Source organism: Bacillus testis, assembly GCF_001243895.1.
Lineage (GTDB): Bacteria > Bacillota > Bacilli > Bacillales > DSM-1321 > Bacillus_AD > Bacillus_AD testis.
Window position 1 is genome coordinate 976,632 of record NZ_LN851186.1, and the last position, 26,098, is coordinate 1,002,729.

A 26,098-nucleotide genomic window follows, 5' to 3' on the forward strand; every position below is an offset into this window, starting at 1 on the left:
CAAGCGCAGTAAGAATCCGATTAGTCGTTCACTTTATAAAATTTCCTGCTTTTTCAGATACCGTTTTGAAATTGAAACAAGTGGTAAATATAAAATGTAATAAAAGCATCTCTCATTAAGCATAAGTAATTTTTTTGAGGAAAAGAGGCGGAATTCCTGCCTCTTTTCTTATCTATTCTAAGCAGTTAAGAACATATATAGAAACAGAGTGATAGGGAGGAAAGACAATGCATAAAGAATTTCTAGAGTTGGATCATCGTCCTTATCCTTTGCCTGCGTCACCATGGATAATGACTCAAACGTGGGAAAATGTTCTATTCATGCATTATCCCATCCAATATGATTGTTTGCGTCCGCATATTCCGGAGGGATTGGAGATTGATACATTTAATGGGCAAGCATGGATTACTGTCCTTCCATTTAAAATCACTAATATGAGGGTACGGTACATGCCAGCCATTCCATTGGTTAGTTCTTTTTTAGAGTTGAATGTAAGAACCTATGTCAAAAAAGATGGTATACCGGGTATTTATTTTTTCAGTTTGGATGCAAGCGAGCTATTGGCTGTCGTAGGGGCACAAGCAAGTACAGGGCTTCCTTACCGGTATGCAAGGATGTCTATGCGCCATGATGATAATGCCTATCATTTCAACAGCACAAGGCGATTTGATCAAAGAAGTCACATGCTAGACGTTTCTTATACGGAAGGCCCTGTTTTGATTGAAAATTTGCCGGATACACTGGATCATTGGTTGTTAGAAAGATATTGCTTGTATACATTCCGGTTAGGTATGTTATTAAGGGGGGATATCCACCATGATAAATGGAAGGTTACGCAAACAAAAGTGGAATTGCGTGCTAATAGCATGTTGTCCTTTCTCCTGAAAAAAGAACCGGAGCTGTGTCACTTTTCTAAAGAGCGCCACGTTTATTTCTATCCTTTTAAACAAATTTAAGATAGAGGCAGCCTACATGATAGGCTGTTTTTTTTTGTTGCCTCTTTTTTAGGGGGGAATCATAAAATTGCCAGCTAAATGAATAGAGTGGTATATTAAAATAAGAATAAGGAGAAGGGGAAATCATACATGGAAACGCCAGCTGAGGTAAAAGCATATGTTCAATTATTTGACTCTATAGGGGAAAATATATTTGTTTGTGATAATGATTTTTTTATTATATGGGTAAATAAGTATGCTGACAAATTAATTGAAAAGATTGGAAGTTATATAAAAATAACCAAAAGAGAAGAATTGATCGGAAGGCATATTAAGGACTTTCATGTCAATCCAGCTAAACAGGAGTATATCCTTACAAATGTGCCTTTTCCCTATGAAACAACTATCAATTTATTCAATAAATTTACTGCCGGCATTGTTGTGAATCCGTTCATGATACATAATAAACATGAAGGGTATGTACTTACCTGGAAAGACGTTACGGAATTTGCCGAGAATGAGAAAAGAAATAAAAAATTGTTGGAAGAACTTTATACACCAATCATTGAAACACCTATTGACCATGTCTATATGATACCAATAGTCGGAACCTTGACAGATGATCGTCTGCGAATAATGAAGGAAACAGTGATGATAGAATGCGGAAAAAGAAAAGGGGAAATATTTATCATCGATTTTACTGGTGTAACTGGGCTGACGGTAAATTCTTATCTATATGAATTAGAATCCTTAGCAGAAGGACTTGGATTAATGGGAGCTAAGCTGATGATAGCTGGCATGTCCGCTGAATTGGTCCAAAACCTCATCCAAAGAAATATCTCTGTGAACGCGCGGACTTTTGGTTCTTTTAAACAGGCAATGAACGATGTGTTATCAATAAAGAACGGAAAATTGTAATACAAGTGAAACCTAAGAAATCATTTTTGAACCTTGCTTAAAAAGCAGGGTTTTTAAGATTTGTTAAATTATCTAATATTATTAAATGTCTGATTTATATTATTATGTTAAGATAATACTTGGTGAGCAAATGGGAAGCGAGGTGGAGTATGAATGAGAAAAAAATATTTATTCTTTGCTTTCAGTATTTGTGTAGTCGCTGCATTATTCCTCAGCTATGCTTGTGGTGAAATGACTCGGGCACAATTTGTTTATGAGGTGGAGAATGTATTGAATGAGCATCAAGCGAAACTACATATTAAAGGTTACAGCCTCTCCTACAAAAATAATGATATTGCTCTTCACATCAAATTAAGGGACGGCTTCAGCCAAAATCCCCCTGAAAAGCAGTTTATGATTTTTTCCTCTATTCATAGAAAGCTAAGGTATAACCTAAAGCAGGATTATCCCTATAATTACTTTTATCAAAAGAATATATCTATAACAGCTTATGATGATGGCGTTGATTATCATTTTGAGGATACTTACCCCAATAAGAAGCTTGTTTATATGACGAACGGAATTCTTTCTATTAATAAAAAAAGGTTAACCAGGCAAGAATTTTTAAGATCACCTTATTTTGCTGATTACTTGGAACAATTAAAGAAGAGAAAAACGTCAAGTGGTTATCCGGAACAAGAGGTATATGAGTATCTACTCTCTTTCCATAAAACCCTAACCATAAATAAGAAGGAAAGAAAAGACATGGATGGCGATTTGGTGATCGAAGTTTTAAAAGATAGATTCGATATCTCTGGAAAAGAGATAGCAGACATTTTTAATAGATGGACTTTTTACTTGGATTGATTACTTCTTATAATAAATGGAATTGCCTATTAAAATGTTTTGTTGGCACAGTTTAGCATAGGGACAAAGTGGTATATATGATAGTGCAGACTAAAACATTAGGAGGTATTAGAATGTTCTATCATATTAAAGAACTACAATTTGAAGCAAAGCCTGATCAGCCAAATGCATTAATGGCTAAAAAATTACAAGAATTAATCGGCGGCCAATACGGAGAGATGAGTGTTGCTATGCAATACCTTTTCCAAGGTTGGAGCACTCGAGGAAATAGTAAATACAAAGATCTTTTATTAGATATTGGTACGGAAGAGATCGGCCATATCGAAATGTTGGCGACAATGGTTGCTAGATTGTTGGATGATTGCCCAATCGAGGATCAGGAAGCAGCGATGAAAGATCCTGCCGTTGGCGCTATCCTTTCTGGAATGAATCCTCAGCATGCGATTGTTTCCGGTTTAGGAGCAAGACCATCTGATAGTGTTGGCAACCCTTGGATGGGAAGCTATATAGCTTCTAGCGGCAACTTATTAGCGGACTTCCGCGCAAATTTGAATGCTGAATCGCAAGGGCGCCTTCAAGCTGTCAGAATCTATGAAATGACAGATGACCAAGGTGTAAAAGATCTTCTTTCCGTATTGATTGCGCGTGATTCTTACCACCAAAACCAATGGGCGGCAGCAATCGCAGAGCTTGAGGAACAGGAAGGAATTCTAGTGCCAAGCACTTTCCCTCGTGAAAAAGAACGTATGGATATTGCTTATAATCTATATAACTTCTCAGAAGGCGAAGAAAGCAGCACTGGACGCTGGGCGCAAGGCACTGCATTGGATGGCCAAGGTGAATATCAATATGTTCAACAGCCTAAGCCAGAAGGAGCAAAACCTATTTTAAAACCTGCTCCTCTAAAAACACATAATACATTGCCTGCTGACATGCAAGCAAATACTAAATAACAAATAAAAGACGGCCGCTTAAAAGGCCGTCTTTTATTTGTTATTTTAATGATAAGAAAGCAAACCGATTACCAAAAATAGTAGCTATGAAATTTCTTTTCGTACGGGCGATGGTTTCTTTTTTTATGGGAATGATCATACTGGTTTTCTTGATAGTGATGATATCTGGATTTGTTGCCGGACTGCTCATTATGGCTTTGAAAATCGAATGATTCATAATAGCTTTGAGATTCATCGTGATACTCATAGCTGTAATCGTCGTAACTGTCGCAATCGCATTTTTTGTAACCCATGTAGACACTTCCTTTTATAAGATTAATTTATTATATTGATATTGATCAAAAAGGAGAGGGGATAAGCACCAAATTTGAAAAAATGTGCCTTATGCTTATAAAGAGCATTGTAAAATATCAAAGTAGGGAGATGTGTATATACATCTCCTTGTTTGTTTTGCTTATTGTCTTTGAAGTTTGTTTCCGAAGGTCTGAAGGAATATGGGTTATCGCGGGCATTGTCTCCGGATAATGCCCGCGGAATCGGTGTATGCTTTAAAGCAATATTTTTTTTATTGCATGTAGGGGGTCGCACCATGCTAACGGCAGTAAGCTATTCGGAAAGCAATGGTTATCATTTCAAAATCACTTGCGCCCAACCTGACTGATAGGCACAATACTGTCAATTTTTTTTTGTTTGAAGAGAAGGGCGCTGGGTAGTTTTAATATACACATAACTTTTTTCAAAGAGGATTAGCTGTCTTTTTTAGGCACGCTCCCGGGGGTGAAAAGATGGAAATAAAAAGAACTACCGCTTCCCATTATCAATTTATGTTTCCATTCTTATTGAAAAAAAATCAGAAAGATCATCTAAGGAAACAACTATTACAAGAGGGGTTCGAATTTTTTAGGTTAAAGGATGAAGGTCAAGGTGAGAAGTTTTACGGGGATCACCATGTCATTCACAGAAAGCTGGAAAAGTACTTTCTTCCCAATATTGAACAACTGTTGTTTCCGGAATCAATGATGAGCAAGAGGGATATCAAACGTTTTACAAAAAAACTTGATTTGTCAGGAACATTGGCGGCAAATTTTTTGGAAATACCTTTTCATATTCCTTCGTTCGATATTCTTATTTGCCCGTTTCACATTGGTATTATAACTATACGTGTAAATCTGCCGGAAAATCTGGCTTTTGATGAATCGATTGAGTTCGTTGATCTTTTTAGAACAATTGAGCCTCTCGAGAAAAAAGATGCCGCTAAGATTTCGGTTGATGGCCACGAATACGAGCAAATGAAAGACTTTCTTTTTAAGGAGTTAACTCCCTTTATAGCGGATTACTTGGAGAATGCAGATGAGCAGGCTCCTCTTTTTGGCAGCCTTCCCTTCTTTATGAATGAAAAAATGTTCGTGATTAGCTATGTTGCACTTACAGCAGAATCTCAGATTGACTGTATGGACCTTTACCGGATCGGTCATATATATGGATGCGATGAACAAGGGCAAGCACGATTAGGACCGACAAATCCTGATTTCCTTAATCGTTATTATGACAAACGAATATATGATGCTTGGGCAAATGATACGTATTATGGAGTAACGAATTACAATTTCTTTTGCCTAACTAAATCAGATAGTCCTGATTTGCAGAATAAGATCATCAGTGCCATGTATGGTGAGCATTATTATTCAGTCTTATTATATTTTTTCTATAGGATTGTCTTAATGAAACTGATGCATAGTCAGTCGGATACGAATATTAACCAGAATGAAGAAAGAATAGAAGAGCTGATTATTGATATCACCGAGTTTTCGGCGAATTACTATTTCCCCGAGGTGAATAACAGCACCTTTGGCAAAGATATGTATGAAATCGTCAAAGAGGTGTTTCGAATCGAATACCTGCAGAGCCATTTGGGGAATACACTGGAGACTCTTTATCAAAACCATGAAAGACTCACAGCAAACAGAACCAATAACCTCTTGCAGGTTTTGACCATCTATTCAGTCATCTCTGGCATACTCGGCATGAATATAGCCGTAGATGATTTAAAGAATGGATGGAATTGGAATGTGATTTCACATTTTTCCTGGGTAGAGTACTTTGGTCTATTCTTGATCATTTCAGCTATGGCCATTAGTATGGTGATGGGCTATTATTTTGTAAAAAAATATATTCGTGGCTTGATAAAAAAAAGAAAGAATTCTTAAGGCCATTTAACCTTTCTTCCCTGTAAGCAATCTACGTAAGAACTTATTTAAATAGCAGGGAGGCATCTGGCCCATCTTCAGTTAATGATGCTCAATAAGAATCAAAAAAGAGGCTGAATACACTCAGCCTCTTAGTGATTGATCTTCCGTTCGACCAGTAATAAAGATCCTAACCCAGCAACCTGCAATACTATTGCGATGATATATCTCTTCTTATAATTAAACCGGCAATCCAACCAATGATGGCCCTACTACAAAACCCAATCATGATTGATCCTTTCTTTGTATTATTCATTCAGTTCCATTTACCACCTTATCAAAAGATAGTATGTTTTCCCTTTTATTTACTTTTTGATGGTTATTATGCAATACTTGGACAAGTGAAATGATGTTATATGAATGTTAAAAATGGTTGCGGGAGATAAATAATGTCTTTTACTAATTTGCTTGTGTTAGCTTTGGTTGTTTCCATCTTTTGTCTGTTTATTTCGAAAGCACTTATCCAACAAAATCCAAAACAACAGTCCGTCTGGTGGGCGGGCAGTAAACTACTTTTTGTGAATGCAGTGATCATAACGGCAACGGTCTGCGGGGTTTTTAAACTACCTGTCCCGGTTCCTTTAGTAATGGTGGGATCCCCTTTTGCCAGTGTGTTGGTTTGGACTTTTTTCAGAGCTGGGTTTACTGCTCCTTTTTGGGGCCGGGCATATGCCTTTTTAATCGGCCACTCGGTTTACGGGGTTTTATTGGTGTATTTTTTATATAAAAATACTACATTGACACCTTTATATCCCGGAGAAGATCTATTTATGAGGGGTCTTGGCTATTTAGGGGGCATCGGCATTTGTTTTTTTGCCATTCTGATCGGGGCAGCTGTATTCCTTGCGCCTGATAAATTTTGGCGGCGGTAAACAAACATTAAATAGGCAAAAATCCTCCAATATGGAGGATTCTCTTATTATTTGGCTGCTCTGAAGCCTGCTGCCTTTGCTTCATTTTCCGTACAAAACATCTCTTCGGCTTTTGTTTGGCCGTATGACTGGCCGCCGGGGAGGTGATATATTTTTTCTCCTTTACGGTTGATATTGCCTTTGATGGTTGGATTGCTGCAGGATTGCTGGCTGTCCTGGGCGGTCGTTTCTTTCTTGGACCCGCTGCTTTTTTCCTGGCTCCATAAACCTATCCCTTGTTGTTGTGCTTTTTTCTCGATTTCTTTGAATGTATCCACATATTTTACATTGGGCTTGAAAACGACGACGCGCGCTAGTCCTTTTTGCAGGAGTAATTCGTTCAGCATTTTCCCGTCGACCGTTACATAGGCAAGCAAACGGCCGTATTGATCGCGTTCTTCTGTATCAAAGCTCAGCTGTACGTTTTTTCCTTGAGTCAGGAGGCTTTTGGTATAGGCGCTTGCTTCAGGGCCAAATGGCTGTACGGGTGTGTTGGCTTTTACCGTTTCAGGTGTATCCACCAAAAGCAGCCTTACTTTTTCTTGTTTGCCATTGATTTCAGCGATGAATGTATCGCCATCCACCACACGCACTACCTTTGCTGAAATCGTTTTAGTGGCCGCTGAATCCTGTGCCTCGCTAGTTTGCGATTGCTTGTGAGTGGTCGACGGGTTGTTTTCTGTAATGTTGCCATTGGAACATCCGGCAAGCAACAACACCGCAAGAATCATACTGCTTAAACATTTCATGTTGTCTCTCATCCTTTCTGAATGTTCATTCTAACATGGCATGTCCGCTTTTTGCAGGACACAGGCTGCAGGCAGCCCCAAAAAGCGCATCTCCAAGGCGATGCGCTTTCATTCGCCACTATAGGATTGCAGCAGCTTCTTCATTTCTTCTTTGATTTGTTCACGTCCGCTTAAGACAGTTCCGTGTCCGGTGATTAAATGTTTAGCGGGAAACTGCATAAGGGCAACTAATGATTGTTTTGCCTGTTTACGGTCTGGCGTAAAATAATCGGGAGGACCGTTCAGGCTAAAAGTTTGGAATATAACGGGGAAGAGAGCTTCTTGTTTGACGGTTACTACGGCATCTCCAGCAATCAGGATGCCATTTTTCCAATTGCATAACGAAATGTGACCTGGTGTATGGCCGGGGGTGGGAATCCATTCCCATCCGGGCAAATAGGGTACGCTTTTATCGGCTGGCAGTTCTGATAGATGGCCGTTTAGATCGATTCCATGATTGGGAAAGGTTCTGGAAAGCAACGATACCAACCCTTTCATTGTGATTTTCCCTGGCGGATAATCTTCTTTTCCAGTCAAGTACGGCATCTCCAAGGTGCTTGCATAAACCGGAACCTGCCATTCACGGATAAAATGGGCCAGACAACCGACATGATCGAAGTGGCCATGCGTCAAAATGATGGCTATGGGTTTGGCTTCAGGAAAGCGCTGCTTTATTTTTTGGATGAGTTTTTGGCTGTCTTTTGGCATTCCAGCATCGATGATCACAAGCTCCTTAGGTGAGACTTGAACAACGGCAATATTCACAATACGGTTTAAATAAACCCAGACTCCGTCCGTCACATAGTGCCAAGTATTGTTTTTCAAGCTTGTAAAAGGCAGGAAGGAACGTTTGAATGTATTTTGGTCGCTCAGTAATTTTTTCATGGGTTGTGTGTCGCATCCTTTTAGGTGAGGTCATAAAAGTAGTCTCTCCATTGACGGGGATTATTATGAGAGCGGGGCATGAGGCCGTGCATTTATGAATATATATCTAGGGTTCAATAAATCTCATCATAAGAGGTGCGCTATGTATCCAGTCTACCAACCGTTTGGAACAGAAAAGAAATGCAAAGAGGTACCGCTCACTTTTCCTCCGCAATTTCAAGACCAGCATCCGGGCCTCGAATATATCATGGTCCCCCGGCCTATTTCAGAAAATCCGGATTATCTCGGCAGCGGCAAACTCCAAGATAAGGTGGCAATCATCACAGGAGGAGACAGCGGGATCGGGAGAGCTGTCGCCTATGCCTTTGCCAAAGAAGGTGCCGATGTAGTAATCCCTTATTTGTGTGAGCATGAAGATGCGCTGGAAACAAAAGCGAGGGTTGAAGAAATAGGCCGGTCATGCCTGTTAATCCCCGGCGACCTGCAGAAGGAAGAAATGTCAGCGGAAGTAGTAAAGAGGACGATGGAGCAATTCGGCAAAATTGATACGCTGGTTAACAATCACGGAGTGCAATATGTACAGAGGAGCATTATGGAAATTACATCGAAGCAGCTGGAAAAGACATTCCGGACGAATATATTTGCTTTCTTTTATATGACAAAGGCTGTTCTTCCCCATCTTCTTCCTGGCAGTACGATTATAAATACTACTTCCATCACGGCTTATGAAGGGCATAAAGATTTGATTGATTACTCGGCCACTAAGGGGGCTATCCTTACCTTTACGCGTTCCCTTTCTCTTTCCCTGGTTGATAAAGGGATTCGTGTAAACGGGATAGCGCCAGGCCCGATTTGGACACCGCTAACGGTATCATCTTTCTCGGCGGAAGAAGTAAAAACATTTGGATCATATACGCCTGAAACCCCAATGAAGCGTGCCGGCCAGCCCTTTGAAATCGCTACTGGCTTTGTGTTTCTCGCCTCGGGCGATTCCAGTTATATGTCCGGCCAGGTTTTACATCCGAACGGAGGAAGCATAACGGGTTCATAGGGAAGTAATAACAGGAAACCAATCGTATAGGAAAACGGCTTTTATTATATTTGACGCGATAAAGATAGGGGGAAGAGGAGTGAAGGACATCCAAGAATCGCATTCATCCGAAAAGGAGAACAGCCAGGATAGCGGAATCGTGTTCTCGCCTATTGAAGACTTATTAAAAGCTACAAATGATATACCGCCCTACAGAAAGGGTGGAAGGCAGCCTAAAGGCATCAGGGTGGTCGGCTATAGCATGATTGGTTTTTTTGTCTTAATGATTGCCTTCGTGCTGGTCGCAATTCTGGCAAGCCAGTAAAGTCAACGATTGTTGGCTTTTTTATTTTGCCTCTGGTTTTTTCGTTAAGCAATCAGGCATCCTCATATTCTACATACAAGGCAATGAGGCCAATGTGGACAAAAACATATTGCATAAGCTGGTTATTACACCCATGACACTACAGGTGAACAAGTGAGCGCAAATGAATGTGTTGATTTTCACCGGCTACATTTTAAGAGTAAGGCTCTTATCCGATTGACTCTCTATTGGAAAAATGGTATATTATTACCAACTTAAGAAAAGGTGTGGTGTTTTATGTCAGGAGTAGGCATCAACTAATTTAGTTGAATAAGGTAGTTAATGGCTGGTTTTTGCCAGTTTGTTAAGGTTGCCTTTTTTCACAGCGTTCTGCCTGTGAATGCCTACTTGAAGACTGACTCCTTTTCCATTAAATTCGCGTAAACGTTCGGGGTTACGGCGGAAAGCATGGCGGGATTTGTCCTGCCATGCTTTTTTGCGGCAAACAAGATTAATGTTGCGCGTCTTTAATACAGACCACCATGGTCGATGCCCGCGGGGAGCTTTTGTTGATAGGGTCGTTACTGTCCCATCAATAGGTAGGAAGGCAATCCGCGGGCATTTTTTGTTTAGCGGGGAATTGGCCCCCCATTCGACCAAGGAGGATAAATAATGAATAAGGCGACATATGAAAAATTACAATACACTGAACTAAAAGAAATGGTCAAACATCATTGTGCTAGCGGTTTAGGGAAAGCTCTCCTGGATCAGTTGGAGCCAAGCAGCCAACTGAAAGTCGTGCGCAATCGTCTGAATGAAACGACTGAAGCGCGAAACCTGCTTGACGCAGAAAATCATATTCCGCTTAAAGGAATTTCTAATATCACACAGCATATTGAAAAAATAGAAAAAGGGATGATTTTAGATCCAGGAGAGTTAGTATCCATCGCTGACTTTTTGCGGGGATGCCGACTTATCAAGCGGTTCATGGAGAATAAAGTTTCCCTTGCACCTACCTTGTCCACTTATGTTCGGTCGATGACAGAATTCAGGCCCATAGAAGAGGAAATCCAATTTGCCATCAAAGCCAATCGTGTCGCGTCTGAAGCCAGTAAAGAATTAAAAAAGGTACGCAGCCAAATAGAGAAAACGGAGATTAAAATAGAAGACCGATTGGTGAAATTTCTAAAAAACAAAAGCAATAAGGAGTATATCCAGGAATTTTTTATTAGCAAAAAAGAGGACCGCTTTACGATTCCAATAAAGGCATCTTATAAAAATCATGTGGATGGAACCATTGTGGAAACTTCATCAAAGGGTTCTACTGTGTTTATGGAACCGGCAGCTGTAACGGTGCTCGCTACGGAACTCGCCGCTCTGAAGGCAGAGGAGTCCATGGAAGAATATCAAATCTTGGCTACCTTGACCGGCATGCTCCTGGAACAAATCCGGCCGATTAGGATCAACATTGAATTGGTCAGTCAGTATGATATGATTTTCGCTAAAGCCAAATTTAGTAAAAGTATGGATGCCGTTGAGCCTAAAATGAACGATCATGGTTATATAGCGCTGAAAGGCTGCCGTCATCCGCTTCTGCCGAAAACCAGCGTGCCGCTGGATTTTAGGATTGGGGAGGACTATCGTACTTTAGTGATTACCGGGCCTAATGCCGGGGGGAAAACAGTTGTCCTGAAAACAGTTGGCCTTCTTACGCTGGCGGCAATGTCTGGTTTTCATATTAGCGGCGGGGTAGGAACGGAATTGGCTGTGTTTGATTCCATCTTCGTCGATATAGGGGATAATCAAAGTATCGAAAACGCACTCAGCACCTTTTCATCCCATATGAAGAATATTTCTGATATTATGCAAACGGCTTCTGGAAACACTTTAGTGTTATTCGATGAAATCGGCAGCGGCACGGAACCTAATGAAGGGGCCGCCTTGGCGATTGCCATATTGGAGGATTTTTACCTGAAAGGCTGTATTACTGTGGCTACCACCCATTATGGAGAAATAAAGCGTTATTCGGAGATGCACAGTGATTTTATGAACGCTGCCATGCAATTTGACAGTGAAACGCTTGAACCGCTTTATCAATTGCAAATCGGTGTTTCTGGAGATAGCAATGCCCTGTGGATCGCGAAAAAAATGAATGTGCCGAGCACGGTACTGGAGAAGGCACAGGCTTATATGGACAATAAGGGATATGGCTTGGAACGTGTTTCAATGAAAAAAATGGGGAAGGATGAAAGCAAAACAGCATCCAGATCAAATCAATGGATCTATGAAGTCGGAGATCGGGTTAAATTGCTGGAGCAGGGCAACCATGGAATTGTCTATCAACCGGCGGACGCCAATCATAATTTGATTGTGTTTTATGAAGGGGTATTTAAAGAGGTGAATGTTAAAAGAGTGGAATTGGAATTGAAAGCGGTTGATTTATATCCGGAAGGTTATGATTTGGATACTCTTTTTGTGGGTTACAAAGACCGTAAATTAAAGCATGACATTGAACGGGGATCAAAAAAAGCATTGAAAAAAGTAGCTGCCGAAATCCGTAAAAAACTAGATGAATAGGGTATAGATCGAAGCGGGAATGAAGTAAGTTATTGTTACTTGGTGAACAGCACTTTAATTGAGGGACTCATTGAAGATACGAAACCTTTAGACTAATTATTATAAGATGAAGGGGAGATGTGTGTTGGGTTATAACAAGTGTGCAGTGGTGACCGGCGTCAGCCGTGCCAATGGCATAGGGGCTGGGATATGCTGAGAGTTGGCCCGACAAGGCGTATCCATATTCTTTACACATCTTTATAAATATGATGAGATGATGAATTATCAAGGAATAGATCGCGGGTGGCCCCAGGAATTCAAGGGAGAATTAAGGAAGCTAGGCGTACGGGCGGAAAGCATGGAGTTGGATTTCAGTGATCGGGGTGCCCCTTCAGCCCTTTTGGATAAAGTGGATGGTGTTTTTGGAAAAGCGGATATATTGGTCAATAATGCCACGTATTGTGTAGAGGCCAGTTTCCGGGAATTGAGTGCCGAGCTTCTATCTAAGCATTGTGACATCAACATAGTAGGCACATGCATGTTGTCCGCAGAGTTTGCTAAGAGGCTGGAGGGCAGAAGGGGAGGGCGAATCATTAATTTGGTATCTGGACAGGATAAAAGCCCTGAACCTGGGAATCTCGCTTATATAGCCACAAAAGGGGCTGTATCCGCCTTTACTAAAACAATGGCGCTTGAAGTAGCTTCATTGGGGATTACCGTAAATGCGGTGGATCCAGGACCGACGGATACCGGTTGGATGAGTGATGAGACGAAAGCTTACTTAAAGTCTAAGTTTCCACTGAAAAGAATTGGGACTCCAGAGGATGCAGGTCGTCTGGTTTCATTTCTGGCAAGCGATGAAGCACAATGGGTGACGGGGCAAATCATCCATTCCGATGGGGGTTTTTGGAGTTGATCTTAAAGAGAAAAATACAGGAAGTATAGAGAGGCATATTAGAGATAGAATTCACACTTCAAAGTCTCACTTTTGAAGTGTGAAGGATCGAAAAAAGGAGCCGCAAGGGAGGAATCATGGCCGTCTCCGGTGAATAGGATGATAGGATCGTTGAGATGCAACCTGATAGGGCAAGGAGAGGCGACTTCATTTAAATCGTTCATGGTCGCATTCAAAACAGAATAATTCACCGTCCAGCATAACACCGTTGAAAAATCCATCCAGACAAAAAATTTCCTTCTGGCATTGAGAACAATAGCCGATCAATTCTCTCATAATCAGTTCCTCCTTAAAGACATATTGATGGGCGTAAAGAAAGGTGTGAGGGTTATAAATAAAATTTTGAGACTACTATTGGCTGCCTTGTTCCTTTTAGCAGTCACCGCATGTAGCCACTCTACAGCGTCTATTGGCGAAAAAGAAAAAAATTTAGTTACGGAGACAAAATTAACGGAGAGGGAAAAAACAATTCTTAGCAGCTTGAATGATAAAGTATTTGTATTCGATTATAAGCTATCGCAGCCCTACAAGAAAACATCCATTTGGATAGAAAAATATGATAATGGCAAAAAAGGATCAGCGTCAATCGGTAAAATAAGTACAGCACCTGAAAAGAAAAACGGGCAATTGATCGTTTCTCTCACTAATATGAATTCAAACATAAAAGGAATGCGCCCTGCATTCAAATTGGCCATCGGCGGCAATGGCGGATCGGTATCGAATGCCACCGAAGCAGATGAACCAATTTCTTTAAACATGTCGACAGTTAATCCAAAAAGTAAAATTGTTGATGGAAAAGAATTGATTCTTGCTGGTTTCTTTAATGGAAATGCATCGTTATCGGCTAGTATATTTGAAGATGCTGAAAAAGACCCGGGAGCTGCATTAGCTGGTTATGGGACAGTATACCTGGTTAAATGTACATTCAGCAATTAAGTCCTAGGCGAAGGATGGTAGGATATTCGGCGGTATTTTCGAAGCCTTTATTTTTACCGTTTTCTTAAGATTATTTATAACGGCTGCGTTTTTTCGGGCCAATAGTCAACTCTCTGGGGAATTTAATATTTGTATAATATGAAAGCAATAAGCAAAAGGCCTCCACCTATTATGGGCGGAGGCCTTTTGCTTGTTAATATTGGATTACAGTTTATCTGTATTGGATTACAGTTTATCTGTGTCTACGTTGTTTCTTAACAATGGGTCGGTGGTGTCTGTATCATTTAGAGGGTTTAATGGGTCTTTCTCCAATGGAAGGTCTGTTTGTTCATCAGCGTCTCCTGTAAGAATTGGATTGCCATTTTTATCTACGCGGACATCCTCTTTTTTGACGTTATCATGGACTGTTTTTGTTTCTTGGACTTTTTCTTTTCCAATGACGATTTCATCTGTTACTACAGGTTTTTTCGTCACTTCGATTTGTTCTTCGACTACTGGGATGCGGATGGTTTCGTCATCATCAGCGATGATACCAGCGTTTGTATCGGCAGTTGGATCTGTCACTGGACGGCGTTCCACATATACTTCGTCGTGTTCGACCGGCACTTTGACTTCTTTTGGTTCTGAATGCACTTCTTTGTTGATGACAACTTCTCCTGTTTGCACGGCATCTTTTTCAACTTGAAGTTTTTCTTCGCGCAAACGGATTTTTTGCTCCTCTTCCAGATCTCCAGGCGTTCTGTCTCCTCCATTAAGGGCTGTATTGACAGGATTGGTACGGTCTACCCCAAGAGCTGGTTCAGCAGTGGCTGCTGTCTCTCTTCCGTCCAATATACCGCGGTTTCCATCCACAAATACAAGGATTTTGCCGTCTTGGATGTTTCGAGCATATTCATCTCTTTTTACGCTTGTCACGCCAAGGTCATCAAATGCATGGTCAGCATTGCCGCCCATGTCTCCAGAAAAGAATTTTTTTACTTTATCCATGAATGAATCATCATCGGTCACTGTTTTTACTTCTGTGCCTGCTGTATCTACTGCAGCAAGTCTATTGGCTTCATCGGCCACGATTGTGATGTCGCTGCTGTCATATCCTTTTGCTTTTAAACTGTTAACGGCTTGTACTACTTCTGGGCTCGTTTCATATACACCATATAATGTTTTATTCATATTAAATTCCTCCTTGATTTTTCATGTGTTTTGTGATCTATATTTCTAATACCCTATGTTTGAAGAGACAAACCAAAGCGATGGCCAGTTTCAGTGATGATTATTTTCTTTGGGTTTATTAAAATGAATATTTAAATATATTGATATATTATTTTTGAGGGAATCTATCTATGTTAAATACCTTCTGTATGGAATTTTTGTAATGCGTATTTCCACGGAAGCCGTTCTGGTTTCTTCCGTTTTAATGGGAGCTAAGACTTCCGCTTTAACACAAGAATAAAAATGAACAGGTATCATTATAATCAAGAACCAGTAAGGATCAGAGTGGTTCAACTAATGATAGGCAGGGGATGGATGCCCCTTGTCTGTCAAAGTGTTATTTAGGAACTCTAAAGGCATAAACATGGAAAAAATGATTGTATTTTGTTTATTTTGAGTAAATATTGTGAATAGCCATAAATTATTTCAGTAATATGTTAAGTTAAGAGATGAAAGGAGAGGGAACAATTGAAAAAAGGACTGACACTGTTATTGTGCATCTTAGTATGGATCTCTACTTTAGCGATGGATGGCTCTATTGCTAGAGCAGCATCTAATGTATTCAAGGATATCCCATCCAATCATCGGGCTTATAAAGAAATTTCTTATTTAGCGCAGGGCAAAATCGTCAGTGGAGACACGAAAGGATATTTTAAACCGAAAAACAATGTAACAAGAGCAGAGTTTGCCGCAATGTTGGGACGGGCATTAGGTTTTGACGGGACTAAACAAAAAACATCTTTTAGGGATGTGGGAGCGGGGAACTTTGCTTCGGGCTATATCCAGCAGGCAACGAAGCAAAAAATAATAAGTGGTTATCCAGATGGCACATTCAGGCCCAATGGTTTGATCACCCGAGGGGAAGTGGCAACCATGATCTGCAGGGCGTTCGGTTACTCCACGAACAATACATCGGCAGGTTCTGCCAAAGCACTAGTATCGTTGGGGATATCTTCAGAAACAACAGCGAATTTCGGTACGGCTTCAAGAGCTACAAGAGAAGCCAGCGCTGTATTCATTGTACGGGCTATCAATTATACATACCGAACAAAGCAACATATATCATTCAGCAGTCAGAGAATTGTTAAAGTAGATTCATTGAATATCCGTACAGGTCCATCCACTTTATACAATAAGGTTGGAACATTGAAAAACAATGAAAAAGTCAGCCTCGGTTACCGAGTTGGCAGCTGGGCACTGATTAAGGGAAGCTCAGGTGTAATCGGCTTTGTTCATGAATCCTACTTAAGCAGTAGCTCTGAGACAGTCGCGCCTCCGGCAAATAATACAGGCAATACATCACTTAGTTCGCAAACGATTGTCATCGATCCTGGCCATGGAGGAACAGACCCAGGGGCAGTCGGCTTCGGGCTAAAGGAGAAGGATGTCGTATTGGATACGGGCAAACGACTAAAAAGCTTGTTCAGTAAAACCCCTTTTAATATCAAGATGACAAGGGAAACAGATGTATTCGTTACACTTCAGGGTCGTGTTGCATTTGCAAAAAATGCCAAAGCTAATACTTTTATCAGCATACACACCAATGCGGGAGGAGGAACTGGTTCAGAAACATACTATTACGGTAAAGCAGCTAATCCAAATGTGACCGCCAGCATGAAACTGGCCCAGTTTATCCAGGCACGGCTAACGTCGGCTTTATCAACGACAAACCGCGGCGAAAAGCATGGCGATTTGCATGTGCTGAGGGAAAATACAATGCCGGCAGTTCTAGTGGAGCTTGCCTTCATCGATACAAAGGCAGACAATGCTAAACTAGCATCGCCATCTTATCGGCAAAAGGCTGCACAGGCAATTTATTACGGAACACTGGATTACTATAAATATAAAGGCTTTAATGTAGCTAAGTACTATTAACGCGAGAGCTGGGGAAAGAGTGGAGACAGCGATCCGCGCTTTCTTTGCTAGGGATAAATAGAACACACTGCCAATCAAAGGTCCTCTTTATAGGTTTAAGAATAATGTTAGTTGGTAAAAGGTATTATAAACTTGAGAAAGGCTGGGATTTGTATGGGAGCAAAAACTGTACTTCAACCGATTGAAGAAACTACATATAAACATTCTATGAATATTAATATAGGAGATATTATTACTTTTGAAAGAAAAGGATTATCCATTTCTGGCAAAGTGACTAGACTTAGAGAAAATTCTGTGATGGTTGAAATCGATCTTGAGATTGCAAAAGAATTGGATTATCCGAATAATTATACGGTTGTCAATTACAGACATATCCAGAGTGTCCAGGATTGGAAGGCTGGAAACAATCAAAAGCTTTTGAACGCTTAAGAAGTGGATCACAGATTAAAAGGAGCAGTCCTAATGAGGCTGCTCCTTTTCAATTGCCCGTATGGCATAATAAAAAAGACAGACAAAGAAATATTTCTCCGTCTGTCTTTATTGCGGGTGTTCCCATAAATCTAATGTTTCCATTAATCGTTTTTACGTTGTCTAGCTCGTGCTTCTCCGCCTTTGCGGCCAGCTTCTTCACGGCTCATTTTGCCGTCATTGCTATCGTTGCGTTGATTGCCTCGTGCTTCTCCGCCTTTTTCTCCAATTTCTTGGTAGAATTCTTTATCATGGTTTTTAGAAGTAGCTTCTCCGCCTTTTTCGCCGATTTCTTGGTAGAATTCTTTGCCGTGGCTATCAGAAGTAGCTTCTCCGCCTTTTTCGCCGATTTCTTGGTAGAATTCTTTGCCGTGGCTATCAGAAGTAGCTTCTCCGCCTTTTTCGCCGATTTCTTGATAGAATTCTTTGCCATGGCTATCGGAAGTAGCTTCTCCGCCTTTTTCGCCGATTTCTTGATAGAACTCTTTGCCATGGCTATCGGAAGTGGCTTCTCCGCCTTTGCGGCCAATTTCTTGATAGAATTCTTTGTCATGAGATTTGGAAGTAGCTTCTCCGCCTTTACGTCCTGCTTCTTCTAGTGTCATTTTACGATCATCTTTTTTGTTAGCCATTAAAAATTCCTCCCTTTAATATTATCCCTGTTCTTACTGTCGCTAAGATTTCCACTTTCATACGAGAGTGAAGACGAAGAGGTACAAGTGGAAGATCAAGCGCCAGAAAGAGTTCGTATGGTTCAACTAATGAATAGTAGGATGATGAAGGAATACCTTCACCGTTTAAAGCTTCACTTTATCAGTTGAACTAATCATCTTCTTCCCGGTCTCCGGACTTTTAAACATAGGGCGGTTTTAAACAATAAGCAGAAGCGGTTTGGATTAGAGATCATGGATGGCAGTTAAAAGAGATTCTGGAGCTCCATTCCCTTCATTATGCAGGAGGGATTTTGAATGGAGAGAGTAGAATATCATAATTCCATTTTAAGTATAATTCTATAATTTCTTTTTGTTTCAATTGGAACTTTTCCATAGCCCAGGCCACTATGAGTCTTTCATCTGATGGATGGGCATCTGCAAGATTCTTAGTCATAATTTTAAAATACTTATCCATAAAAAGAATAATATCATATTCCCTAAATCCTGAAGAGGTCGTATCATTTGCCCAAGGCTTGATATATGTATTATGAAATTCAGGCGTGTTAATCACTTCGTTTTCCGTTAGTCTATCATTATTTATAAATAATTGCCCATTCCGTATATGCATATTCTTTTTATTAGCATAAGCATCTTTAAAGAGATATGTATCGTCATTTGATTCAACTGATATCCAAATATCTTTTAAATGAAGAGGATTGTGGATTTTATATTGTAAGAGATATTCAATTTCTTGTTGGAAAACATTCAACAATACAAACTTATCTTCATTCTTTAAATCAATAAATGGTTTTTTATCATTTAGTTTCACAATGATATGATTCTTTTCGAAGCTAATAGATTGCTGGTCAAAATAATGGCTGTATATATCGTGTTTAAGTTGATTGTTAATCACTTCTTTGAACGTGGTTTCAGTCATATTTTTATGCACGATGGCTAAAATGGCAGCTACAAAAATGCAACATAAATAAGAACATATAAAATAGAAAGGCCTCATTCATTTACTCCTTTGCAATACATACTCTAGCTTAATGTTAACTAAAAAGAAGAATGCGAACATTGGATAAAATATGGAAATGGGTTGAACCGTGTATTATATCCGGTTCTAACTGCCACTAAGACTGCCAATTCAAAAGATGAGTGAATATCATTGGAAACAAACAGGCCGAAGAAAGGGATTTTTTGCTTGGACTTTCAAGAATGAAGGTAGATTGTTGGTTTGAAGTGGTTTTGTTATTTTACCGAAAGGAAGTTATTTTCGTTGGATAGGGGATTTATGATGGTTTTTTCTATTGAAAAATAAAAAGGCCAATCAATTAACTTGATCAACCTTATAATAGATAGCTCTGTTAGTCGGTTTACAGAATTTCCTAATAATCAGTGCAATCAAAGATTAAGGGGAAGTAATCAGCTTTTAAAACGGGGCAATCAGCCGACATTAATGAGATTTTAACCACATTGTCGCCGTATAGGCATGTACCGCCGCACCGGTTGGCAATATAGCTTCATTAAAGACAACCTGTGGGTGATGCATTGGGAATCCATAATGTGAATCTTCTTCTTTTGTACCAGCTCCAATCATAAAAAAAACACTTGGTACTTCGTAGCCGTATGATGCAAAATCTTCGGAGCCCATGCCGCCGCCTGGATAGGATACAACAGATTTTTCTCCAACGATTTCTTTTACGTAAGTTGCTAGGTCATTGGCTAGATCCGGATCATTCTTTAATGGTGGTACAGAAGCTAATATGTCAATGTTTGCTTCTCCTCGGAATATTTTCGCGGTAGCAGGAACAATCTCTTCTAGCCTTTTATAAATAAAGTCACCGACATCAACAGATGTAAAGCGAATGGTCCCTTCTAATATAGCTTGATCAGGAATGACGTTGTGTGTATTTCCTGCTTGGAACTTTCCGACAGTAAGGACTGCTGATTCGGTTGGTGAAACTTCTCTTGCGATGATTTCTTGCATAGAAGAATAAATATGTGTTGCTATATTAATGGGATCTACGCCAGTTTCAGGCATGGCGCCATGACATCCAACACCATTTATGGTAACTCTAAAAATGGTACAACCAGCCGTGCTAGTTCCTTGACCATACAGCATCATATGGGAAGGCGTCCCGGAATGTACATGCAATGCCATAGCAGCATCTACTTTAGGGTTTTCCAACACTCCCGACTTTAACATTAATTTTGCGCCTTTGAATCCTTCTTCATTGGGCTGGAAAACGAGCTTTACTGTCCCTTCGAGTTCATCCTCGTATTGTTTTAATAATTTAGCTGCTCCTAAAAGCATGGTTGTATGAAAATCATGCCCGCAAGCATGCATGTTTCCATTTGTTGCTTTAAAAGAATAATCTGTTTGTTCTTCAATAGGAAGAGCATCCATATCAGCGCGCAAAAGGAAAGTTTTATCTGATTTTTTTGGATTCCCTACTAAAGCAACAATCCCGCTGTTACAAATTTCTTCAGGTTCATAGCCAAATTCTTTTAATTTATCCATCACAAACTTTGTTGTTTGCGGCAGATCATCTCCTACTTCAGGATGTTGATGGATTTCTCTTCTATATTGTATTAACTCATCTTTCATTGCTCTAGCGCTTTCTAGATATTTATTCATATGTCCTCCTTCATCATCCAAAAAAGTATCATTTTGTCTCTTTGTAATTTTGTGCACAAGATAAACATTTAATACTACAAGATAAAGTTAAATTTTGGCATTAGTTGAACCAACTTGAGTTCTGACCGCTGCCCGAGCGGGAATGATAGAGAAGAAGGATTGAATGGAAGTGTATAGAATAATTAGGTAATGGTCTAGAGATTTGGGGGATGATATATGACTTCGAACATAATGTTTGCATCAAATAGATTAGGAATACTAAATGATGGGCAATTACAAGCAATGCTCGATCGATTTGAATTGGGCAAACTTATTTCATCTGAAAAAACAGCAAACGGGGCAATGGGACAGACTATGTTTGTTTCATCAACGGCAGGAGATTTCGTTTTGAAAGGCAACCCGCTTTATGATGGGCAATTGCTTGAGGAAAAGTTTTTTATCGAAAGTATTTATAAAAGGACTAAAGTGCCTGTCCCAATGCCATATATCATAGATCAGTCTGGAGAAATCTTTGGGTGGAGTTATGCGTTGATGCCCCGTCTACCAGGCGAACATTTAAACTCCAATTATTTTAAAGATAACCTTAGTAAAGATGAAAAATTTACAGTAGCTGAATTAATCGCTAAAACTTTATCTGAATTTCATACTTGGATAGTAACTGATTTTGGGGATTTGAATACTGAACATTTTACGGTCGCTCCATTTAAAGATTCATATAAGCAATGGCTTTTTAAGCGAATTATGTTTTGGTTAGAGGATGCTAAAAAATATTCCAAAATCACAGCTAGAGATATGCATTGGGTGGAGGATTTATTCGAACAATCCAATGAGGCTTTTGAAAAGTTCATTACCCCAACTTTTATAATGGGTGATTTCAAGCCGGGAAATTTTCTAATCCACTCAAAGGAAAATAAATGGGAGATAGGCGGTGTATTTGATTTTACAAATTCATATTTTGCTGATCCAATTACAGATTTAATGAAGATGGTAATTTATTATATAGATGCTGATGACAGTGATGTAGCTGGACATTTGATTAAAGTCTATTGCCGAGAATTAGCAGAAGAGAAAGAGACGATCATAAAACGTATGAAAGTTCATATGCTTCATCAACGTGTTTTAGACTGGGGTTGTGCAAAGGCAATGAATATGGTTACTTGGGATGAGAACCTTCCATTTTATAAATGGGTGGAATCATACACAGATTTAGTTGTGAATCTTTTTGAGTAGATAGATTGTGAAACTTTAGTTGGTTCAATGAATGTCGGTGGGGATGAATAAAAAAGTTTCACTTTATAGGTTTCGCGAAAAATAATGGCATTCCATGATCTTTAACCTTAAGCTTTCCAAACAATGAATGGTTTTTTCCGTGGGCATAGTTTACTAATTCGTTGAATTCACAATACAATAAAGCCTTTCAAATAATAATAAAATTATGGTATACTCCTCAACACTATCTTAATATAGTAATTATATGTTTTGTAAGGTAGGTCGTTTATGAAAAAGTTAATTGTTACAAAAACAATTCAATTTCTATTTATACTTTTGTTCATAGCGGGATTTAAAAGCCTATTTGGGGCAGAAAATGCATTAATTGGTGCTACTATTATTATTGCAACTCTTATGTATTTAGAAAGAGATCTAACTGCTAACCCATGGAAAAGCTTCTTCTTCTTATTAGCTATTAATGCCCTACAAGGTATGTTTGGATTCTTATCAGCCAATAATATGTGGCTAGGTATTCCTCTCAATTTAATTTCTATGTTCATAGTAGGTTATTTTTTTACCTTCAACTTAAGAAAACCAATATATATTGCTTTTGGTTTACAATATATATTTATTATCACTACACCTATAGCCATGTCAGATTTACCACATCGCCTTTTAGCGCTAGCATCAGGTGCAGCAATCATTATGATCGCCCAAATAGTCGTTAATAAAAACAAAATAACAAAATCAGGTAACAAAAATATATTAATCATTTGCGATCAATTAATGGCAAAATTAGATGCGATTAAATATCAAAATGATCATTCAGAAATGAATCATTCCATTGAAAGCTCTATAAAAGAACTTAGAAAAGTCATTTATTGCAGACGTGTAGATGGATATTATCTTTCAAACGAAGGTAGATTGATACTAAAGATATCAGCCTGTTTAGAAAAGTTAAACCTGCTTCTAAACCGTCTTGAGGATCAAAAGCAAATATACGAAGTATCAGATACAATCTCTCAGGAACTTCAAATTGTTAAAGAATATATAGAAAAAGGAGCCGTTCCGACAAACCATCTTCACTCACTTCGTTCAGTCGATAATCATAAACTCTATATGACGGAGGTAGTGAATACTTTCGAGTTCATTTTTGACTTGTTGAATGACCTTTATTCGGCTAGTCAGCAAGATTTACGTCATGTTGAAAAATTAGTAGATATTCCAACAACTTTTACCTATTCCTATGATCATTTTATCAATTTTAACAAACATTCTGTTCGCTTCACGTATGCGATTCGATTAGCAATCATCATTACAATTGCTGCTTTCATTTCTGACTACTTTGCACTTGAAAATGGACGTTGGATTATTTTTACCGTATTCTCAGTAACTCAGCCTTATATGGAGCATGCTAGATACAGATTTTCACGGAGAATAATCGGTACTCTAATCGGTGCTGTAATATTCATTATGCTCTTTCGTATTTTTACGGATGTTACCAGTCGTTCTTTCATTATTTCTATTGCCGGATATTTAATTGGCTATGCTGTCGCCTATCGAAACATCAGTATTATTGTTACAGTAGTAGCACTTGGTAACGCTGCTCTTGTAAGTGACGTGCAAATAGTAACGTTTGATCGTATTCTCTATGTTTTGTTAGGAATCATAATTGGTATGATTGCCAATCGTTTCATTTTTCCACATAGTATTCAAAAAGGTACGACTTCTCTTGTTCGTATGTACAAAGATGTATCCAAACATTTGATAGAAGAAGTATATACGTTTTTCAAAACGAAGTCTAATGCACATAGTATAAATCATTTATTTGCAGTTTCTTCTTTCATTGAGGATCGCATTTTGTTACATAACGAAACATTAGAATGGAAGGATTCTCAACCTTTTTTGGAAAAACAAAGAATCATTCATAATGCGATTTATGTATTATTCTTGCGTACACAAAAAAATAAAGTCGATGATTCAACTGTTCAATTAATTCTACAAGATATACATCAAATGTTAGAATCAAGTAATGAAGGGTTTGATAAGCTCATTAAGAAAATCAAAGAGGAAACTCGTAAGGTTCTAAGAATGGATGACCGTATTATTTTAAACGACATCATTAATATCTTTGAACATTTAAAAAAGAATGAACAGTTCTTTGTCGAGTTAATGCCAAAGAAATAATAAAGGATAGATAAGAAAATAATGAAAGATAAAGAAAAATAGACCTAAAGATGTCAAACAATTGATTCTTTAGGTCTATTTTTCTTCTTTTATTTATCCCGTTCTAACTGGCTCTAATACTCCCACTTCAGGCAAAGAAGTGGGAGTTGGAGATCATATGCCAATGATAATTCAGGCTGGTTCAGCTAATAATCAGCGGGTTGCTATTTTTCTTTTGGTTCAGTGAACGTGAGCTCGCTGCTTTCCGTCAGGTCGGCTCCAAGGACGTTTTTCATCATATTTAATGCAAACTCATTTGCTTCTTTGGTATTTGAGGCAATGCAATCTGCCGGGGCATAGATTGTATATTCTTTCATATATCCTTCATTGGCTGTGAACAGGACGGATATATTACCGGCAACACCTGTAACAATGATGTTTTTTACATGGAGCTGGCGCAGTAAAGTATGTAATGCCGATTCGTAGAAAGCCGAATGTTTTGGCTTAATCAGAAAGAAGTCATCCTCAGCGGGTGACAGAGTTTCGAGGATTTCCTGATTTTCTTCATTTTTGCAGTGGTCGATGATTTTATGGTAATCGGCCTGCCACATATAATAATGATCGTTTACATAAATGACAGGTACCTTTTGTTCCTTAGCGCGTTCCTTCAATTTTTTAAGCGGTCCCGCCATTTTCTTTGTGTACTCTAATAGATGGCTTTCTTCCTTGAATTTATAATGGTTGATCACATCGATGATGATAAGCGCGAAAGGATGCTTCTGCTCAAGGGCATTTGGTGTGCTCATACGCCTTCCTCCTAACTTATTTAGTCATATATTAGATACCGCATTGTAGATGAAATAAACATTGGACAGATGGCTCATCATGGTTTCTATAAGCATAGAGGATAGGTGGCAGACACTTGCCAGAGAGCTTGAACATAAAAAAACTGCATCCAGCCTGGAAAACTGTCTGCAGTGTATTTTTGTTTTTGATCCTTGTTTAACGGCAGGATTACTTATCCTCGCGCAATAGAAATTTATTTCCTTCGTGGTCGTTGAAGGAGAACATGGAACCATAAGGGAATTTCATTAGCTCGCCAACTTCTACTCCTCGATCTTGCAGCTGCTTATGAGAAGCTTCAATATCTTTTGTGCTGAACATGATGGTAGGATGTCCAACGTTTGTGGAAGGGTTTTGCTTCATCATAGATTGTTTATCATACAGTACAAGCGTTGTGAAGGCGTTATCGCTTGGTCCAACCTCCAGCCATGTTGTTCCCGGGCCCATTGCCTGTTCGATTTTTACTGTAAAACCCATCTTTTCTGTCCAAAAAGCTTTCGCTTCAGCTTGGTTCTCTACATAAATGGTGATCTTTCCGATTGCTTGAATCATGTGGTACCTCCAATAGTAACATTAAGGATGAATGAAATAACTTTTAATATGTATTATAGCCATACGGTCATTGGTCATTCTTTCTACCCTGGATTATAAGGAGCGTGCGTTTTTGAATCAACGGGAAATATTGGTTTGTTCATCCGTTGACATTTCTTTAACTGTATTCTATAGTCAGATTAAATAAGGAACCAGGAGGTGGTCAGCTTGAAAAAACAG

At 39.2% G+C, this 26,098-nt stretch carries 23 protein-coding genes and 2 pseudogenes; 15 read left to right on the forward strand and 10 right to left on the reverse strand.

Going from position 1 to position 26,098, the window contains the following annotated elements; translation table 11 throughout:
• Positions 1–227: 227 nt before the first annotated feature.
• From BN1765_RS05475 to BN1765_RS05490, 4 genes are all read left to right on the forward strand, one after another.
• Complete coding sequence (locus tag BN1765_RS05475; RefSeq protein WP_050614160.1) at positions 228–956, forward strand: YqjF family protein; 729 nt, start codon at positions 228–230, stop codon at positions 954–956.
• 129 nt (positions 957–1,085) lie between these two features.
• Positions 1,086–1,853, forward strand: coding sequence for a hypothetical protein (locus BN1765_RS05480; RefSeq protein ID WP_050614161.1), 768 nt, complete (start codon positions 1,086–1,088; stop codon positions 1,851–1,853).
• Between the two features lie 153 nt (positions 1,854–2,006).
• The gene (locus BN1765_RS05485; RefSeq protein WP_050614162.1) at positions 2,007–2,699 is read left to right on the forward strand and encodes a hypothetical protein; all 693 of its coding nucleotides are present in this window, start codon (positions 2,007–2,009) and stop codon (positions 2,697–2,699) included.
• 113 nt (positions 2,700–2,812) lie between these two features.
• Positions 2,813–3,652: a manganese catalase gene (locus BN1765_RS05490; protein WP_050614163.1), complete on the forward strand. Its 840-nt coding sequence runs from the start codon at positions 2,813–2,815 to the stop codon at positions 3,650–3,652.
• Between the two features lie 68 nt (positions 3,653–3,720).
• Here BN1765_RS05490 and BN1765_RS05495 read toward each other — a convergent pair whose 3' ends face one another.
• A complete protein-coding gene (locus tag BN1765_RS05495; protein ID WP_147554151.1) occupies positions 3,721–3,945 on the reverse strand; it encodes a hypothetical protein in 225 nt (74 codons plus the stop codon).
• 492 nt (positions 3,946–4,437) lie between these two features.
• On the opposite strand from BN1765_RS05495, the gene BN1765_RS05505 reads away from it, so the two are divergent.
• Both BN1765_RS05505 and BN1765_RS05510 read left to right on the forward strand, forming a co-directional pair.
• On the forward strand, positions 4,438–5,859 hold the full coding sequence (locus tag BN1765_RS05505; protein ID WP_050614166.1) for a hypothetical protein: 1,422 nt from the start codon (positions 4,438–4,440) through the stop codon (positions 5,857–5,859).
• A 428-nt stretch (positions 5,860–6,287) separates the two neighbouring features.
• On the forward strand, positions 6,288–6,770 hold the full coding sequence (locus BN1765_RS05510) for a hypothetical protein (RefSeq protein WP_050614167.1): 483 nt from the start codon (positions 6,288–6,290) through the stop codon (positions 6,768–6,770).
• A gap of 47 nt (positions 6,771–6,817) precedes the next feature.
• Here the strand turns inward: BN1765_RS05510 and BN1765_RS05515 are convergent, their stop codons facing one another.
• Together BN1765_RS05515 and BN1765_RS05520 are read right to left on the reverse strand one after the other, a co-directional pair.
• Positions 6,818–7,558, reverse strand: a complete 741-nt coding sequence (locus BN1765_RS05515; RefSeq protein WP_050614168.1) for a thermonuclease family protein — start codon at positions 7,556–7,558, stop codon at positions 6,818–6,820.
• A gap of 108 nt (positions 7,559–7,666) precedes the next feature.
• Positions 7,667–8,482 carry an MBL fold metallo-hydrolase gene (locus tag BN1765_RS05520; RefSeq protein WP_069202996.1) on the reverse strand — a complete coding sequence of 272 codons (816 nt, stop codon included), beginning with the start codon at positions 8,480–8,482 and terminating at the stop codon, positions 7,667–7,669.
• A gap of 142 nt (positions 8,483–8,624) precedes the next feature.
• On the opposite strand from BN1765_RS05520, the gene BN1765_RS05525 reads away from it, so the two are divergent.
• The 4 genes and pseudogenes from BN1765_RS05525 to BN1765_RS05540 all read left to right on the forward strand — a co-directional run bounded on the left by BN1765_RS05525 (position 8,625) and on the right by BN1765_RS05540 (position 13,288).
• Complete coding sequence (locus tag BN1765_RS05525) at positions 8,625–9,533, forward strand: SDR family oxidoreductase (protein ID WP_050614169.1); 909 nt, start codon at positions 8,625–8,627, stop codon at positions 9,531–9,533.
• A gap of 79 nt (positions 9,534–9,612) precedes the next feature.
• Entirely contained in the window at positions 9,613–9,837 is a 225-nt protein-coding gene (locus BN1765_RS05530) for a hypothetical protein (RefSeq protein ID WP_050614170.1), read from the forward strand.
• A 651-nt stretch (positions 9,838–10,488) separates the two neighbouring features.
• The gene (locus BN1765_RS05535) at positions 10,489–12,393 is read left to right on the forward strand and encodes an endonuclease MutS2 (protein WP_050614171.1); all 1,905 of its coding nucleotides are present in this window, start codon (positions 10,489–10,491) and stop codon (positions 12,391–12,393) included.
• A 106-nt stretch (positions 12,394–12,499) separates the two neighbouring features.
• Positions 12,500–13,288, forward strand: a pseudogene (locus BN1765_RS05540) (SDR family oxidoreductase).
• Between the two features lie 186 nt (positions 13,289–13,474).
• On the opposite strand, the gene BN1765_RS20560 reads toward BN1765_RS05540, so the two are convergent.
• Positions 13,475–13,603 carry a hypothetical protein gene (locus tag BN1765_RS20560; RefSeq protein ID WP_261797552.1) on the reverse strand — a complete coding sequence of 43 codons (129 nt, stop codon included), beginning with the start codon at positions 13,601–13,603 and terminating at the stop codon, positions 13,475–13,477.
• A 66-nt stretch (positions 13,604–13,669) separates the two neighbouring features.
• On the opposite strand from BN1765_RS20560, the gene BN1765_RS05545 reads away from it, so the two are divergent.
• Positions 13,670–14,263 (forward strand): hypothetical protein, encoded by a 594-nt coding sequence (locus BN1765_RS05545; RefSeq protein ID WP_147554152.1) that lies wholly within the window; start codon positions 13,670–13,672, stop codon positions 14,261–14,263.
• A gap of 225 nt (positions 14,264–14,488) precedes the next feature.
• Here BN1765_RS05545 and BN1765_RS05550 read toward each other — a convergent pair whose 3' ends face one another.
• Positions 14,489–15,433 (reverse strand): YsnF/AvaK domain-containing protein, encoded by a 945-nt coding sequence (locus tag BN1765_RS05550; RefSeq protein WP_050614173.1) that lies wholly within the window; start codon positions 15,431–15,433, stop codon positions 14,489–14,491.
• 507 nt (positions 15,434–15,940) lie between these two features.
• On the opposite strand from BN1765_RS05550, the gene BN1765_RS05555 reads away from it, so the two are divergent.
• Together BN1765_RS05555 and BN1765_RS05560 are read left to right on the forward strand one after the other, a co-directional pair.
• Positions 15,941–17,347 carry an N-acetylmuramoyl-L-alanine amidase gene (locus tag BN1765_RS05555; protein ID WP_050614174.1) on the forward strand — a complete coding sequence of 469 codons (1,407 nt, stop codon included), beginning with the start codon at positions 15,941–15,943 and terminating at the stop codon, positions 17,345–17,347.
• A 153-nt stretch (positions 17,348–17,500) separates the two neighbouring features.
• On the forward strand, positions 17,501–17,776 hold the full coding sequence (locus BN1765_RS05560; RefSeq protein ID WP_050614175.1) for a DUF2187 family protein: 276 nt from the start codon (positions 17,501–17,503) through the stop codon (positions 17,774–17,776).
• Positions 17,777–18,018: 242 nt separating this feature from the next.
• On the opposite strand, the pseudogene BN1765_RS05565 reads toward BN1765_RS05560, so the two are convergent.
• From BN1765_RS05565 to BN1765_RS05575, 3 genes and pseudogenes are all read right to left on the reverse strand, one after another.
• Positions 18,019–18,447: pseudogene (locus BN1765_RS05565) on the reverse strand (KGG domain-containing protein); the annotation flags it as partial.
• A gap of 316 nt (positions 18,448–18,763) precedes the next feature.
• Positions 18,764–19,483, reverse strand: a complete 720-nt coding sequence (locus BN1765_RS05570; RefSeq protein ID WP_050614177.1) for a hypothetical protein — start codon at positions 19,481–19,483, stop codon at positions 18,764–18,766.
• Between the two features lie 441 nt (positions 19,484–19,924).
• The gene (locus BN1765_RS05575; protein ID WP_050614178.1) at positions 19,925–21,109 is read right to left on the reverse strand and encodes a M20 metallopeptidase family protein; all 1,185 of its coding nucleotides are present in this window, start codon (positions 21,107–21,109) and stop codon (positions 19,925–19,927) included.
• A gap of 216 nt (positions 21,110–21,325) precedes the next feature.
• On the opposite strand from BN1765_RS05575, the gene BN1765_RS05580 reads away from it, so the two are divergent.
• Complete coding sequence (locus BN1765_RS05580) at positions 21,326–22,339, forward strand: phosphotransferase family protein (RefSeq protein ID WP_050614179.1); 1,014 nt, start codon at positions 21,326–21,328, stop codon at positions 22,337–22,339.
• 267 nt (positions 22,340–22,606) lie between these two features.
• Positions 22,607–24,505, forward strand: coding sequence for an FUSC family protein (locus BN1765_RS05585; RefSeq protein WP_050614180.1), 1,899 nt, complete (start codon positions 22,607–22,609; stop codon positions 24,503–24,505).
• 203 nt (positions 24,506–24,708) lie between these two features.
• Here the strand turns inward: BN1765_RS05585 and BN1765_RS05590 are convergent, their stop codons facing one another.
• On the reverse strand, positions 24,709–25,290 hold the full coding sequence (locus tag BN1765_RS05590; protein ID WP_050614181.1) for a cysteine hydrolase family protein: 582 nt from the start codon (positions 25,288–25,290) through the stop codon (positions 24,709–24,711).
• Positions 25,291–25,498: 208 nt separating this feature from the next.
• Complete coding sequence (locus BN1765_RS05595; protein WP_050614182.1) at positions 25,499–25,879, reverse strand: VOC family protein; 381 nt, start codon at positions 25,877–25,879, stop codon at positions 25,499–25,501.
• Positions 25,880–26,098: the final 219 nt, after the last annotated feature.